16 protein-coding genes and 1 pseudogene are annotated in these 15526 nt (G+C 44.2%); 5 read left to right on the forward strand and 12 right to left on the reverse strand.

Features of this window, described 5'->3' with window-relative positions; translation table 11 throughout:
• Positions 1–159: 159 nt before the first annotated feature.
• Positions 160–255 (forward strand): annotated as a pseudogene (locus AACT52_RS05730) (aspartyl protease); the annotation flags it as partial.
• A 62-nt stretch (positions 256–317) separates the two neighbouring features.
• Here the strand turns inward: AACT52_RS05730 and AACT52_RS05735 are convergent.
• Genes AACT52_RS05735 through AACT52_RS05745 form a run of 3 tightly spaced genes read right to left on the reverse strand, consistent with a single transcriptional unit; the run spans position 318 to position 4490 of the window.
• Positions 318–1781: a DUF1802 family protein gene (locus tag AACT52_RS05735; RefSeq protein ID WP_073636312.1), complete on the reverse strand. Its 1464-nt coding sequence runs from the start codon at positions 1779–1781 to the stop codon at positions 318–320.
• Positions 1782–1783: 2 nt separating this feature from the next.
• Positions 1784–3772, reverse strand: a complete 1989-nt coding sequence (locus AACT52_RS05740; protein WP_073636313.1) for a P-loop NTPase fold protein — start codon at positions 3770–3772, stop codon at positions 1784–1786.
• Between the two features lie 52 nt (positions 3773–3824).
• On the reverse strand, positions 3825–4490 hold the full coding sequence (locus AACT52_RS05745) for a hypothetical protein (RefSeq protein WP_073636314.1): 666 nt from the start codon (positions 4488–4490) through the stop codon (positions 3825–3827).
• A gap of 829 nt (positions 4491–5319) precedes the next feature.
• On the opposite strand from AACT52_RS05745, the gene AACT52_RS05755 reads away from it, so the two are divergent.
• Both AACT52_RS05755 and AACT52_RS05760 read left to right on the forward strand, forming a co-directional pair.
• Positions 5320–5820 carry a hypothetical protein gene (locus tag AACT52_RS05755; RefSeq protein WP_073636316.1) on the forward strand — a complete coding sequence of 167 codons (501 nt, stop codon included), beginning with the start codon at positions 5320–5322 and terminating at the stop codon, positions 5818–5820.
• Positions 5821–5929: 109 nt separating this feature from the next.
• Positions 5930–6358 (forward strand): hypothetical protein, encoded by a 429-nt coding sequence (locus tag AACT52_RS05760; RefSeq protein WP_073636317.1) that lies wholly within the window; start codon positions 5930–5932, stop codon positions 6356–6358.
• A gap of 91 nt (positions 6359–6449) precedes the next feature.
• Here the strand turns inward: AACT52_RS05760 and AACT52_RS05765 are convergent, their stop codons facing one another.
• From AACT52_RS05765 to AACT52_RS05800, 8 genes are all read right to left on the reverse strand, one after another.
• Entirely contained in the window at positions 6450–7337 is an 888-nt protein-coding gene (locus AACT52_RS05765; protein ID WP_233154232.1) for an RNA-guided endonuclease InsQ/TnpB family protein, read from the reverse strand.
• The gene (locus AACT52_RS05770) at positions 7312–7713 is read right to left on the reverse strand and encodes a helix-turn-helix domain-containing protein (protein ID WP_198941112.1); all 402 of its coding nucleotides are present in this window, start codon (positions 7711–7713) and stop codon (positions 7312–7314) included. Before AACT52_RS05770 ends, AACT52_RS05765 begins: the two co-directional genes overlap by 26 nt.
• Before the next feature lie 451 nt (positions 7714–8164).
• A complete protein-coding gene (mdh, locus tag AACT52_RS05775; protein ID WP_073636318.1) occupies positions 8165–9145 on the reverse strand; it encodes a malate dehydrogenase in 981 nt (326 codons plus the stop codon).
• A 30-nt stretch (positions 9146–9175) separates the two neighbouring features.
• Positions 9176–9391, reverse strand: a complete 216-nt coding sequence (locus AACT52_RS05780; RefSeq protein ID WP_073636319.1) for an NAD(P)H-quinone oxidoreductase subunit O — start codon at positions 9389–9391, stop codon at positions 9176–9178.
• A gap of 172 nt (positions 9392–9563) precedes the next feature.
• Positions 9564–10622: an RRXRR domain-containing protein gene (locus AACT52_RS05785; RefSeq protein ID WP_073636320.1), complete on the reverse strand. Its 1059-nt coding sequence runs from the start codon at positions 10620–10622 to the stop codon at positions 9564–9566.
• Between the two features lie 481 nt (positions 10623–11103).
• Entirely contained in the window at positions 11104–12018 is a 915-nt protein-coding gene (locus tag AACT52_RS05790) for a DNA-formamidopyrimidine glycosylase (protein ID WP_073636321.1), read from the reverse strand.
• Positions 12019–12168: 150 nt separating this feature from the next.
• Positions 12169–12381, reverse strand: a complete 213-nt coding sequence (locus AACT52_RS05795) for a photosystem I reaction center subunit IV (RefSeq protein ID WP_073636322.1) — start codon at positions 12379–12381, stop codon at positions 12169–12171.
• Between the two features lie 434 nt (positions 12382–12815).
• Positions 12816–13400, reverse strand: coding sequence for a PAP/fibrillin family protein (locus AACT52_RS05800; RefSeq protein ID WP_073636323.1), 585 nt, complete (start codon positions 13398–13400; stop codon positions 12816–12818).
• A 227-nt stretch (positions 13401–13627) separates the two neighbouring features.
• Between AACT52_RS05800 and AACT52_RS05805 the strand changes: the two genes are divergently transcribed.
• Together AACT52_RS05805 and mraY are read left to right on the forward strand one after the other, a co-directional pair.
• Entirely contained in the window at positions 13628–13867 is a 240-nt protein-coding gene (locus AACT52_RS05805; RefSeq protein WP_041037964.1) for a DUF3134 domain-containing protein, read from the forward strand.
• A 79-nt stretch (positions 13868–13946) separates the two neighbouring features.
• Positions 13947–15050 carry a phospho-N-acetylmuramoyl-pentapeptide-transferase gene (gene mraY / locus AACT52_RS05810; RefSeq protein WP_073636324.1) on the forward strand — a complete coding sequence of 368 codons (1104 nt, stop codon included), beginning with the start codon at positions 13947–13949 and terminating at the stop codon, positions 15048–15050.
• Positions 15051–15150: 100 nt separating this feature from the next.
• Here mraY and AACT52_RS05815 read toward each other — a convergent pair whose 3' ends face one another.
• Positions 15151–15498: a hypothetical protein gene (locus AACT52_RS05815; RefSeq protein WP_073636325.1), complete on the reverse strand. Its 348-nt coding sequence runs from the start codon at positions 15496–15498 to the stop codon at positions 15151–15153.
• Positions 15499–15526: the final 28 nt, after the last annotated feature.

The raw sequence follows: 15526 nt of genomic DNA on the forward strand, positions 1-15526 counted from the left end.
TAAAATTCTTGTAGGGTGTGTTAGGCGCACCATGCTCGATATGATTTGTAACGAAAAACACGTGAAAAGCGCTATCACGCACCGCCATATAAGATGGTGCGTGATAGCAAAGCCGTAACGCACCCTACTTAAGATTTACTTTATAAATCAACTGTTATGGGGGATGAAATTACAGAAGTATTGTTGGGTTCGGAGTGGTTAAAGATTCTGCCGTTGACAGTTAAGTATCAGGCTGGAATACTGACTTTGGGATGAATGTATCTGCTGTGAAAAAAACCGCAGAGGCGCAGAGGACGCAAAGATAGGAAAGGAGAGAGCTAAATTTGAGGAGTTGGTAAGTCGCGCAGGAAGTAAAAGCGATCGCGTCTCCAATTTTCTCCTTTGATTCGTCCCAAGTAACCTGTTAATGGTGAGGAAAGCTCAATCAGAATTTCGTGCATTTCTTGAGGCTGTAATTTATTAAGTGAAGTGGCGCTGAACGCACCATGAAGAGAATCAACACTGGCTCTTTCAAAGCCTGTATTTTCTAAATATTTTTTCACAAGCTGGACAAGCTGCGATCGCAACTTGATATCTTGATTAACTTTGGTAATATATTTTTCAACTTCCTGGTCAGATTGACCTACTTTTAAGTATTCTTTTAATTTAAATAAGTCTACTGAATTAGGATATTTAGATTGCAGTTTTACCAGCTTTTCAAGTGTTTCCGGGTTAATAATAGTCATACAATGTACTTTGGCAGCATCTTTTAGCTGGGTTGTAGGTTCTCCAGGACCAATAATTAATTTAGTAGCTTGCTCAAATAGTTCTTGGCTTTGCAGACGTAGGGTTCCCAGATTTAGTAGTTGCACTGCGGTGTCGTTGGGAATCTTTTTACCTGCTTTACATTCGCCAATGAGTGGGTATGGCTGTGAACAGAATACATCTACACCACCAGCACCGCCTTTATGGAAGTAATCAACTGTAAATCCCAAAAATTCCAAGCTCTTACGGACTATATTTTCAAATTCTGTCCCTGCTTGATAGTTGCTTTTGCCCTCATCTTGTTCTTTGCTGCGATCGCCTAACGCTGCAATGTTGTTTATCCAAGCTAAATCTGGATCTGGTTGCTGGATAAGTTCCTCTGTAGTCCAACCTAAAAATGCTTTGATATCCTGATCTAATTGTTTAGCCGCTGGGTTGGTGATGGTAAGGGAGGCTAAAGCACTCTGTAATTCTTCCAATTCTGGATGCAGTGGCGGTTGGCGTGTTTCGAGTTGGTGTTTGCGGATGGTAAAGAGGCGATCGCCTAACACGGGGTTTTCTTGAGAAACAGTCAGCTGCTGCGATAAAGGCACAAAATGACGCTCTAAGGTATACACTGGAACCTCAAGAGGCTGAGATAGCAGATAGACGCGTAGGTAAGCAAGAAAAATGTAAGGACGTTGTGATCGTGTTTGTTGTAATGCTTCTGTCGTCCAAACGGTTAACCCTAAAAAAGACTCTAATGATTCAGAAGCATCCAGCATTTCGCATCGTTCGCACCTAGCCCAAGCTTTAATCAAAACTGTTTCAGAATCCGAGTTGTCCATAACCTGTTGGGCAATTGGCAAAAAGCTTGAGCGGTAATGACGCTTAGGGGGTAGAGAGTTAACTGAGACGTTGGCTGGATACAGAGCAAATTTCTGCCCCGGATTAATGAATTTCCGAGGCGTTGCTGCAATCATTCGCCCTTGGATTAATGCTTCAACGTCAGGAGCAGGTAGACACAGGGCGTTGTAAATCAAAACCGATTCGCTCATGCTTAATTAAACAACTCACCTAAATCATCCGAGTCATCTGTGTCCTCTATACTGGAAGGGTTAAGGAAGTCGTTTAATAGTTCGTCTCCTTGAATAGTCTCTTCATCTATTTCACCAGAAGGAGCGCTCAATATTTCTCGCAGCAAAGGATTTTTTGTAGTTAGCGGTTTTGAAAAATCCAAGACTTGTTCCTCGTTTAGCTTATAGCGATCGCGCTTCTGATAAATCGAATGCAGGTCAATGAGAGGTCTGATTTCTTCTGCTTTCAGATACACCCATTCTCCGCCCAGTTCTTGCACAAGTTTATTGAGATATCCGAATGAATCCCAATTCTTACGAATTGTTTTTTCTTTAGACCTAACTAAACAACCTCGCGTTATATCGAATTTTTTGTAGTCAATTAAACGCAACATTCCTGCTCCTACTGAGAGTCCATGAGAGTGCTGGAGAACCGCAACGCCTATTTTGAAAATTTTGTCTTTTTCTTTACCAATAACTTTAAAGTTTATCCATCCCTGATTTTTTGATTTTGGCTCAACTTCAGTAACATCTTCGACTTTTACTTCTTTCAAACTCTCACCTGTCTCAGTCTCTCCGTCTAATGTCTGACCTTTCAATGTTTGAAAGCCAAAACGCAAAGCATCAACAATTAGAGAATTATGCTTTTCCTCTAGATAATCTCCAAGGTCTACCTCACTCTCGTTTTTAAAAGCCAGTTCAAATCGCTCAAATGGGTCTTTGGGTAGTGTATCCTCATCAACCTTAAAGTTCTCTGCACACCATTTCAAAGCTTCCCTGACAGTTAGTTTGTTTTTACCGTATTTTCTCAGTTCACTTTCTTCAAATGGGTAAAGAGGATTAGGAGGAGTTAAACTCCTTGCCTCATAAAACTCTTTCAGCCAAAGGCTGACTAATTCAACCATAGAATCGCCACTAAGGGGTTTTAAATCTATCGGTTTGCGTAGCGTATATTTTGAAATTCGATCTGGTGTTCCACCTGGTATTATATTTACTTTATCTGCCCAAGTATCGGGCATCATTACTGTGAGAATAACAACACCTCGACCGAGTTCAGAGTTTTCGAGAGTATCGTGCAGAATTTTGACCAAGTTAGCAATTACGAATTCTGTTGGCAACCCATCATCAGTAGAGTTGTTTTTAACATCTATTTCGTCAAAACAAATGACGACGGGGTTGTAGTAACTGACTAAATTTAATATTTGCTGAATATTCTTTAGTGCTTCAGCTTCTCTGTCTTGACTAGTTTTGGTAGGATTGGGTAATCCTAGAATATCAGCATTAGAGTTTGCTAGCTCATGCCCAGATAACCATTGTCTTGCAAAAGATGCTTGAGTTTCTGAAAGTGTCCACAAAATAGCCCGCAAAATATAGGGATCTACATTTGATTTTGTTCTCAGAACTTGATTGGTGAGCGTATTCATCAAACTCTTGTTTTTAGCCGACCAACTAGCAGATACTTTGTCAAATCTGTTGACAAGTTCCTGAGGAGAAAGGGTTGGTGCATTGGGATTGATGGTTTTGAAGCCTTCGTTCGCCATCGCAGCCGCTACTTCTTGCCACTGCATAACCCCTTGACTACCTGTTTTACTCAAACTATCTGCCAAAGTTTGCTGGAATTGGTATTTAACCAGGTTTAAGTCTGTATAGTTATTGACGCCCGCATAAACGAATAAAGCCCCGCCTTCGCGTTCCAGCCGATGGCGAATACGGCTGAGCAGATGAGTTTTACCTACTCCGTATTGAGCAGTTATGGCAATTGATGTCACTTTGTCCTGACTGGATTGACTATTACGCACCAGTTCAATTGCCTGAAAAACTGTATCAGAAGCGTAAGCATTTAGGGTGGGAACGTCGGGGAATCCCTTGCCCCAAATATCCTGTTCTTTGACAATCCCAGCGTTGCTAAATGGATTGTGAGTTTGAATGGCGCTGTTGATGTCTTCTATCGGAGAAATAGGAGGATTTTCCATAGTGATTCGGTGTGAGGTAACGAACTACAACAGGGAATTTACGGCAATATTATTAACTCAAGCGCTTGGCGTAGTAGCGCAATCCACCTCCGGGGATGGTGATTGAGTCTTCACGTTTATCCGGCGTAATGTCTGGCATTTCTCCCGCCATTAACTGGAAAACGTCGTTCTCCTGAATCTCCAACAGCCATTCATTGAAATCAGAACGACTAACGCGATCGCCCACTTCCCGCCTTATCCGATAAATCGGCACCAAATCATTCAGGTTATAGTCGCGGTTAAGCTGGTCGTAGACTTCCAACGCGACTTGTTTAAACTCGTCGTAAGATTTAATCCCACTCTTCACCCCATTAGTTGATGCAGTTGCAGCTACCGCACCATTGATTTCACCAATCCATTTGAGCAATGCATTCGCCGTCCAAGTACCGACAATAGCCCCTTCAAACCTAAAATCCGAACTTTTCAAACCCTCACCCAGGACTTCTAAACCCACAGGAGATACTAGAGAGTAGCCTTTTTTGGAGATGGCGATCGCTCCTTTTTCCTCCAATTCCTTAAAGATGCTCTGATAATCTGCTACCTTCTTGCTTTTGGTAACAATTCGCTTGGTCAGTTCACCTTTCTTCACTTCCTGCTTTGCTCCTCCCAAATCCCACAAAGCCAGAAGGAGACGAGTTTTCGCTTGAGTTTCGATACCTTGGAAATTTTTTGACGGCATATTAATAGTTCTATTTGCTACAACTAGTATAGTTTTTAGTTAAACATTGCTACTTATGTATTTTTACTTAAATGCTTCGTGTATGTATTTTTGCTAAATTTTACTTAAATGTATCTCCACAAAAACTCAACACTGATTTATTAATGTCTCGGTTGTAACTTTAATTTTTTAAATTATTTATAAATAAACGAGATAGATCGCCCTCTAAATAATTTTTTTATAGCGGTTCTCAATTTGCTCAAATATGACAGGAACCTCACCTCCCAAGCCCCTCTCTGGAAGAACCCTCCAGAGCAGGAGTATTTCTCCCATTCGTGTGAACTTAAGCCAAAACCCTTCTAAAATCTCATTTCCAGGTAGAACCTAGAAATGTGGTTAGGGCGGCTCTTGAGCAAGATTGGGAGGCAGAGCCTCCCAATGGTATTCCCAGCCAGAGCCTGGGAACAAGACAATCTTTCAAAAAATTGTCAATTACTGACTTTCACCTTAACTTGACACGTATGTATTTCTCCCCTCCTCGCTTGCGGGGAGGGGTAAGGGGTGGGGTCAAAACCGTACTGCATCCAAATGCAAATACGGAACAGCAAAAACACCTATCTAAAAGTTGTATATTTAACGCATATTTCTTGAGGATGAATGCAGATTCTCTCAAAGGCAGGATGAATAACTTGAGAAATTACATCATGATTGCAATCAAACGGTTTATTTGTGCTGTTGTCAAACAACGGCTAGTGTTCTTTCTGTCCTACCTTGAAATTACAGAAATTCCTTCACAGTTGTTTGTTGTAACAGTACGCATTTAGCAACTGTAGGGTGATGAGGAAACATAATGATCACGATATCCCCAAAGCGTAAAAAAGCTCCGCTTCCAGTGGCTATCTTTCTTTCGGTATTACTAATATTACCGATACTGACTGCTTGCGGTGGAGGTTCCCAAAATGCTGCGCCACCGCCACCTGTTAACGATAGCGTTGGTAGAAATGTAAATAATCCAGCCCCCGCAAACCAACCCCAACAAGCTAAAAAGGGATTATCAACGGGCCAGAAAATAGGAATAACCTTGGTGGGAGCCGCTGCTCTTTACTACCTCTACAACCAACGAAAGAATGCTAAAGCAGAGGGAGCGCAAGGCAAGTACTACCTTTCTAAGAACGGGCGTGTCTACTACCGCGATGCTCAAGGTCGCCCCCACTGGGTATCACCTCCATCCGAAGGAATACAAGTTTCAGAGTCAGAAGCGCAACAGTACCGGGATTTCCAAGGATATAACGGGCGTCAAACAGGTCGCACTTTAACCGACATCGCTCCACAAGAAGCCCCCGCATTTTAAATAAAAAGCCGTTTGTTCGGGATAGCACTTAGGCGCACGCAATAAGGCAAGCTAAAACGACAAAAAAACAACGGCACAATTAACTACCGAAATAAAAAGGAGATACGTTATGGTAGACGACTTTTTGCGAAAGGCAAAGGATTTTATTGTTGGGTCGAACGACGATGAGCGCCAGCCACGTCCAGCAAGTGAAGATCCATATGGAGATCCAGCCGATCAGGATTACTACAGTAACGCTATCCCCGCAAGTCAAGACCCCTACGGCGACCCTGCTGATTCCTACGGGCAGTATGGCAACGTCATCCCCGCCAGCCAAGACCCATACGGCGACCCTGCTGATTCCTACGGGCAGTATGGTAACGTCATCCCCGCCAGCCAAGACCCCTACGGCGACCCTGCTGATTCCTATGGGCAGTATGGTAACGTCATCCCCGCAAGTCAAGACCCATACGGCGACCCTGCAGACCAAGAGTATGGTAACGTCCGTCCAGCAAGTGAAGACCCCTACGGCGATCCAGCGGATCAGGGTTACCGATAATTAACAAAGGAAAAATAATCCTCTACTGATTACAGCCAAGCCCAATTTGACGTACTCCCCGGCATAAATGCACGGGGATTCTCAAAGGGTGTTACGAGGCGGACTGAAGTCGCGCCTCTCCACTCTTGTTCCTGCTTTTTCGACTCTTAACTAGACTGTTGCCAGTCCCCGCCAGACCGTCTCCACAGGCATTTTCTTCCACGCTGCGTCCCAGCGCAGAAACTCCCCGATTGCGGATCACTTGGGCTGCTGCCACGTCTCGATGAGTGGTGTAGCCGCATTCAAGACAGGAATGAATCCTATCTTTTAATTCTTTCTTTCCGGTATGTGTGTCACACTGTGGACAAACCTGAGAAGTATAGTCCTTGTTAACCTTTTCAAAATAAACTCCTCGTTTCCAGCAGACCCATTTCAGAATTTCAATAAATTGTCCAAATCCTGCATCCAAGGTGTGCTTACCCAACATACCTTTAGCCCACGTCCGGAAATCGATGTCTTCAACAAACATCATTCCAATGTCGTCACAAAGTTTATGAGCTAATTTGAAATGCCAATCCTTACGAGTATCAGAAATCCGTTGATGCAATCTTGCAATTTTACGATTGAGCTTATGTCGGTTGTTCGATCCTTTTTGCTTATGTTTCAATCTGCGTTGCAGCAATTTCAGCTTGCGATGCAATGAATTTAAAAAGCGAGGACGTTCAATCAACAAACCATCGGAAGTTGCAGCAAACTTATCTAAACCCAAATCCAGCCCAACCGGGTGACCAGAAGAGACTGGTGAAGGTACGTTTATATCACATTCGAGCGTCAGCATCACAAAATAGCCTGAAGCCTTGCGAACTATTCGAGCTTGCTTGACAATAAACCCATCAGGTATTTCGCGAGACTTGACATACTCCAGCCATCCCAGTTGTGGCAATTTGATTTGATTGCCTCGCAAGAACTGAGCCTTACCCAACTGAGGATAAACAATCATACCGCATTCTATAACGATTTTTGAAGCGCGGGAATCCCATCCCTTTGCGCTTCATGTCAATAAATGCGGTCTCTAGTTTTCTCAAAACCTGTTGCAACACTTGAGCGTTGACTGTCTTGAGTTCTGGATACTGAACTTTCGCCAGCGTCAGAGACTTGGCTTGAGTGTTGTAGTTTGGATATGGCTCGTTCGCTGGAACAATATATTCAGAAGTTAATGAACAAGCGTTAACCTGGCATGAACGCGAGTTGAGCCAGTCTTTACGCTCACGAAGGGCAAAATTCCAAACTTTTCGACACACATCCAGCGTGTGTTCAATCACGTGGATCTGTTCTTTTGTAGGCTTTGCTTTGTATTCGTAAGTTAGAGTTAACACTATTCATCTCCTCCTACAAAATCATATCATATTTTGTAGAAACTAGTGTATTAAAGAGAAACAAAGGGATAAATCCCTTTGCCTCAGGTTTCATCCCCTCTCTAAAGAGCAGGGGTTCTCACCCTCCCACAATGTTTTGATAGACTCCGCCCGCATCTCCCCTTTTAGGGAGGTTCGGGAAGGGGTCTTTTTATTTTGTAACTGGTAGTTAAAAACACATAATATTATATAAAAACCGTAAACTTACTCATAATCCCAGCACCCACTCCCAATACGGTTCACATAAGACCAGAACCTTTATTAGAAAAACAATGTAGAGACGCGCCATGGCGCGTCTGTATTGCCGTATTGACCCCAGCGCCAACCCCTCCCCGCTAGCGGTCCGGGGAGCAAAAGCGCAGATGATTGCGGGGTGGGTTTTCCGGGTGTGGGTAACTAGAAGGACACAATATCACCTAGTGACAGCAGCAAAAATTTCTTGTGCTCTATCAAGATTTTTACGTACTTCTTGCGCGCAAATATGCAAAGCATCCCTTTCTGCATCACAGAGGTTTAATTCCACCACTTTCTCAATTCCGCTACGTCCTAAGCGACAGGGAACACCGATAAAAATATCATTTAAACCATATTCACCTTGGAGATACGCCGCCACTGGTAACAGTCGCGACTGATTCAGCAATATCGATTCCACCATCACGCAAGTCGAAGAAGCAGGGGCAAAAAAAGCACTGCCTGTTTGCATCAATTGCACAATTTCTGCACCACCGTTACGGGTACGTTGCACTAATCGCTCAATTGTCGCTGCATCGAGCAATTCTGTAATCGGAACACCATTGACAGTAGCATAACGCGGCAAGGGCACCATTAAATCTCCGTGGCTACCCAGAACCATCGCATTGACATCTTGGGGACAAACTCCCAATTCCATTGCAATAAAGGTTTCTAAGCGTGCTGAGTCTAACACGCCAGCCATACCCATAATGCGATCGCACCGAAGCCCTGTTGCTTGCCACGCTAAGTAAGTCATCACATCCAAGGGATTTGTGACAATTATATATATAGCTTCGGGAGAATAAACAATTGCTTTGCTTGCGGCTTCCACCACAATCTTGGCATTTGCCACGAGCAAATCATCCCGAGTCATGCCAGGTTTGCGGGGAAAACCTGCCGTAATGACTACGACATCAGAACCAGATGTCTCAGCATAGTCGTTTGTACCAATAATCCGACGATTGTGCAGTTCAATTCCCCTTGCCTCCATCAAATCGAGTGCCAGTCCTCGGGGCATACCCTCGACAATATCAAGCAACACGACATCTGCTAGATTTTTTTCGGCAATGCGTTGCGCTAAGGTACTACCAACCTTGCCAGCACCGACAACGGTGACACGGGGTGAATGACACATTTTTGGGGAGGAAGGGGAATAGCTCATAATTGCAGTACCTGTGCTAATGGTTGAGTGTTATTTAAATTCTTCAAGTTGATCCTGACGTAGCCACATATTTGGTGTTGGCACTTTCCCGAACTTCACAAGGGCATAATCACCTTTGATATCTACAACTTCGCCCTTGGTTTCAAACAGATAGGAAGGAAAACGTGGGTCACTCGCTTGTGCTTCTAGACTGTTTTCCAGCTTCTCGCGGACAGCGCGAACCATATCTCCTCTTTTTACAGCCATGAGTTTCCCTCTTGAGTATGTAAATTGGTTGTATTCAGGATCTTAGCTCGCACGAAGTCCTTCTAGAGCTAGGAGTTGCCTCCTCCCTAAGTGTGTCGGGAAATGCCTTCATCGAAAATTTGGGTTTGAAACCCCGTCCTGAGCGCGAAGCGTAGGATGGCTTTACATGAATCTAGTAAGTTACAATCAGCCCGTTTGAGCGGCGGAGCAATTGAATCTTGCTAGATGCTATCTGTCCTAGCCGTTTCCAGTTAGCATCGCTGACAGATATTTGTTTTTCAGTATCGCCACTTATGTATCCGATACCCTTAGGGGAGTTAACCAAATCACCCTTTCTAAACCCGTGGCGGGTTACAGTGCCGCCGTACTTACGTCTAAGCCCACCCTTTGCGACAACCATCAAGTGAAGCTGGCGACGCGAGACTGGAGGGCGACAGATTACAGCAAAAGGCGCGGGTTGCACAGTTACGTTACCCTTCCAGCCCATAGAGTGAGTCGAGGTGACACCGTACTGGATGAACGCACTACAAGCTAAGGCGACCCCATCAACGGCGTGAGTTGCTGCGATAGCGTCTCCTTTGAAATGTTTTTGCTTGTACAGTCCCAACTGCTGTCGGATCTGCGCTGTTTTCCACCCCTCTACTTGCAGCACTTGTGCGTAAGTCTCTAAATTTTCTATTTGCCACCGTTGACCAACCATCACTGGACTGAACCCTTTATCACCACGCGCTTTGACAATCTCGTAGGCTATGGTTGTGATTGGGTAAATCAAAGATAGTTCGTCAAGAACTCGCAATTCAAGCTCTCGGTTAGCGCGAATACTGGGCGGAATCTTGCCCTGACGGCGATTGCTAAACCTTTGCTGACGATGAGCGCGTTGATTATAGGGTAGTTTACGGTTGATCCGTCGTCCCCTACGTCCTCTCCGCATCATGGCGCGTTGCTGCATTCGCTCTCTCACAATCTTAAATGGCAACTGTAAATGAGCAGTCCACAGCGTGAACTTGACCGACTGAACGCCTAGACCGGTGTAAAGTTTACCTGGGTCAATTCCTACTGAAATTGGCTGCGTGTCAGTCGTTCTAGGACACCTGATCAACTGGATCTCAAAGATTCCAAGGTCGTTATAGACAACCTTAGCTTTTCCTTGTTTTAACCAACGCCGCGCCCTACTGGGCTTTGTTGGCATTAATGCTTTACCTGATGGAGTTAATACTGGGACTCGTTGCATGGAGATAATCCTTACGAGTAAAGTTAATAGTCCCCTCGCCCAACTAGCTACAGATGTCTTGGCTCTACCCAACGGCTAAGCAAATAGCCTTAAATAATATCCGAACTGGGGAAGCATTCGGAAGTTTTAGCCGTAGTCAGTCTCGGTGGGCTAGTCAAACACGTAAGCTTTGCTGCTTACAAGCTCCGTCCTTTTAGGGCGGAGTTATTGACACATTCGTTAGATATCAGTTCGTTTTATGGCTGCTAGATTTGGATTCCTCAAACTTCCTACTGGTAGTAGCTTGTCTCAAAATCCACGCCTTGCAACCGCAGGCGCACGCAGATATACGCAGATAATTTCTAGATAACTATCTCCCTTCATCTACGTTTATTCAAAATTCCGAATCTTAAATCAAAATTGTATCAGAATAATACAATAATTTTTATACATTAATTTTTCACTTTAAGTTGCAATCTTTTGGATTTTTAATTTGAATTGCTTATCGTTGGCAGTGAACACAATAGTGACTTGAACGCCCAGCTAAGCGAGTCCGTGCAATTGCCGTACCACAAACTCGACAGGGTTCTCCAGCGCGGTTGTAAACCCAAGCAACACCACCGTAGTTACCGTTGATGCCCTTGACATTTAGGAAATTACTAAAAGTTGTGCCACCAGCCTCTATACTGGCTTCTAACACTTGAATGATGCAGGAACGCAAACGCTCAATTTGCTCTGGCTGCAAATCTATACATAAAGTTTCTGGCAGGACTCCACTGAGAAACAGCGCTTCATCAGCATAGATATTACCTAAGCCCGCCACTACTGACTGATCTAAAAGTGCCGTCTTTATTGGACGGCGACGGTTCCGCAGTTTTAGCGCCAAGTACTCGACAGTAAATTCGGGTGAAAAGGGATCTACTGCTAGTTTTCCCAAACCTGTGATAATGCTTTCTGGTGGCACTCCTGGAGGTACCCACCACATTTGACCGAAGGTACGTTGGTCAACAAAGCGTAATTCGCGTTCATCTCTAAAAAATAACCTGACTCGCGTGTGCTTGTGTAACGGTTCATCTTGATGCAGCCACAAAAGTTGACCGGTCATTCGCAGATGAACCCCCAGCCCGCCATTAAGGGGAGATGAGGGAGATGAGGGAGATGAGGGGGATGAAGGGGATGAGGGAGATGAGGGAGATGAGGGGGATGAAGGGGATGGGGTGAGTTCGGCTAGGAGATATTTGCCGCGACGATGCCAAGTTGAGATGGCACTTCCTTTGATTCCAGTTAAGAACTCATCAACAGAAAACGGGTAGGCGAGCGCGCGTTTAAGCAGCACATCTCCACCCGTAATTTCCTGGTTAAGGGTTAATTGATTCAAACCCCGCCGGACTGTTTCAACTTCAGGCAGTTCAGGCATCTTTTTTAGGAGATCAGCAGATGGGGGAGATGGAAGGATGAGGGGGATAAGAAGGATAAGGGGGATGAGGGGGATATCTTCCTCATACTCCTCATCTTCCTCATACTCCTCATCTTCCCGACTTCCCCATCATAATCTGGCGTGAGGCTGTTACTTCTTCGCCTTTGCCTGTGGAGCTTCAATCTCTATGAGTTCTTCCAGACCATAGTTATTGGTGTTGACGCCAGCGTAATTTACCTTGTTAAAACGGACAATCACAGGGTATTTGATACCGCTTTGGTCAATAGACGCTACGGTTCCTACATCCTGATACCAGTAAGATTCCCGGCGGAGAATACGTACTTTAGAACCACGTTGAACCATGAGTTTCTTCCCTTTGAGTTATCAATCGCCAATATATAAGGCTAATTGATTTCACTCTACAACCAGGAGGTCTCCTCAAGAGGCTTTGTTAAGTTATTTATCTTGCCAGAGGTTGGCAGAGAAATTACAGCAGTGGTTTTGGGAGGAAACTTGTACGATGAATTTTCGTCATCTAGAGTTAAAGAGGGAATAAGTTACAGGGTGCAGTGCATACAACCTACGGGGTAGGTTACAGGGTGAAGGTTATCAGGTGCAGGGGATAGGTTACAAAGAATAGCTCTGAGAGTATAGCGCAGGCGAGGCATTTGACTCTCATCTACGACTTGTTACCTATTCCCCATTGAATATTCTACAAAAAAGGTGTAAAATGCTCCTTGACAAAATGCCTGGGATCGCTTAACTTCATTGGTCGCGAGGACTTTTCTGGGATAACCTTATGCTTTTGTCAAGACAAACACGCTCCCCTCATTACCTCTACCAATACGCAAATTGTCATCTATATAAGTTATATCTAACCAGCCTTGTTGCTCCTTACTGTTTAAAGGAAAATCAATAGCAGTGAGTTTTTTACCGACTTCGAGTTGTTGGATAAAACTCTCTGGAGAATGGTAGCCTATTAAACGTTGTAAACCGATAATCGACCGCTCAAATTTCACGTTGACGCGTCGATTGGAGACTGGCTCAAATTTTGCAGCAACGCTGACTATACCTTCAAAAAAAGGTAAGCCATAAATCTCAGCTATGTTGTAAACACTGTTAGTTTCTACGCGGATACACTGATAAATTTGACCAAGTTTGTACAGTGGTAAGCTATCAATGTTTAATAGAGCCTTGCTAGTGGTATATATTAATCGCCAATTGCCATTTAGCAAATTTGTTGCTTCAACTGGATAAGGTGTAGGATTTACATCTTCCAAATTCGCAATAGCTACCAAAATAGCTTGTTTGTCTTGCTCAGTAGCAAGCAGCCCGCGATTTTTACCAGCAATTGCTTCTAAAAGATCTGTCTTTCCAAGCATAGTCATATCACCTCAAAAACATCAGTATCAAGAAAATATTGATGAACTATGTATAGTGCCATACCAATCATTCAATTGGCTTTCAATTTTTGCCTGATCAATAATAAATAAAAAATTTTTTGTCGGATTTATCAGTCAAACAGTTGAATGAACAAGTAAATCGGGCATTATCAAGTGATAAACTCTAAGTGTCTAGTTACCTTCCCCTTTTATTGTCTTCTGTAGATATGCTAAATTCTCCATTGCGTGAAGTACCCCGAAACCAGCGGGCATCTGTAATTCCATTAAAGCAAGAGTCCTCCCTACTCGACTGGTTGCAATCTAACGGCCGTCTAATAGCACGTGATGTTCTCGAGCCTGATTTCCTAGATGACGAAGAAGAGATATCAGAGTTTTTGAGTACTGATGATGGCATTGGCGAATATGATTTCGATGACGACGATGATGCTGCTCCTGATGAGGAGTAAATAATTCTGGCTGAAGGTATATTGGCATAGATAGTCCCGATTGTTTAGTTTTGCAAGTGTGGAGTGAAGGGAAGTTTCCGTGGACGCAAAATTATCTCCTGACCAAGGATTAAGCATTATCAGTGGCATAGGTCTGGTCTCTTTACTGGGTGTAAGTCTAGGTGTATCAGCACTGGTGTTAGATTGGGTGGCGAATAGGTTGCCCTGGCAAGGTATGTCGCTCACCTTGCCATTTTTATTCTGTGCGCTGGCTTCAGCCGCAGCCGGCTTCTGGGCAATACCACTACTACAAGCACTGAAAACAGGGCAAATCATCCGCGAGGATGGTCCGCAGGCTCATCTAAAAAAAGCAGGTACACCAACAATGGGGGGCATTTTCTTTGTTCCCGTGGCAGCGATCGCTGCGTGTGTATGGTCTAGCTTTGCGACAGAGGTGCTAGCCGTTTCTGCTTTAACATTAAGTTATGGATTGATTGGCTGGATAGATGACTGGCAAATTCTGCGCCGTAAGTCTAATAAAGGTATATCTCCTCGGATGAAACTAGCTTTGCAAATCGGCTTTGCACTAGCTTTCTGTCTGTGGCTGTTTTTTACTCAACCTTTTAACATTACAACAATTGCTTTGCCCTTGGGTTTTTCTTTACCCTTGGGATTGCTGTTTTGGCCCTTAGCTGGCTTCGTATTGGTGGCAGAAAGTAACGCCACGAATCTGACTGATGGTATTGATGGATTGGCAGCAGGAACGGTGGCGATCGCACTGCTCGCATTAGGGGCGCTCGCTGCACCCTCCTCGCCTGGATTGATGGTTTTCTGCGCTTGTATGAGTGGCAGTTGCTTAGGATTCCTGGCACATAACCGTAACCCAGCCCGTGTTTTCATGGGAGATACGGGTTCCTTGGCTTTAGGAGGGGCTTTAGCAGCAGTAGGTTTGTTGAGTAACAGCTTAGTAGCGCTGTTCATTCTCAGCGGAATCTTCTTCGTAGAAACCCTTTCTGTGATGGCGCAGGTTGGTTATTACAAAGCTACCAAAGGTCCTGATGGCAAAGGCAAGCGCCTGCTGAAGATGGCACCATTACACCATCATCTGGAACTTACTGGTTGGTCAGAACTGCAAGTTGTTGCCGTCTTTTATATAGTTAGTGCCATTTTGGCTGTCATCTGTTTAACAATTGGTCACTTATGATTCTCTCAGGAATTACCTGAATAAAAATTAATAACCTCCTCAACTAGAGGGGGTTGTTTTTTATAAGACTAGCTGAGTTCATCGGTATCTCTAGCAAAAGTCAATTTTGTGAAAAAAACCACAGATGCACACAGATGTAGACAAGGGAGGCGGTGAGACGCTGTGCGAATGACGGCTTTCCCGCTTCATTAAAACCACTACCATGTCCTCTATCTAGAGCGATCGCAACTACAGCCGGACTAGCTTTTTCATAGAGGCGAATCCTGTTTTGTTCTTCAGATTTTTCTGCTATGAGAATTTTTGATTGTCGTTCCTTAGTCTTTTGACTTACCAAGGTTGATTTCAATTCTTGAGCATTTTTAGTAAGAGTTGGCAATTGATAACCCAATACATTATCGATACCAATCACACCAATCACAGTGGTCAGCCCCTGAGTCCTTACGGACACGCTCCGCGAACGGGGAAGTCACGCATTC

The organism is Scytonema sp. HK-05 (assembly GCF_963872035.1).
In the GTDB taxonomy this organism is placed as follows: Bacteria; Cyanobacteriota; Cyanobacteriia; order Cyanobacteriales; family Nostocaceae; genus Kalymmatonema.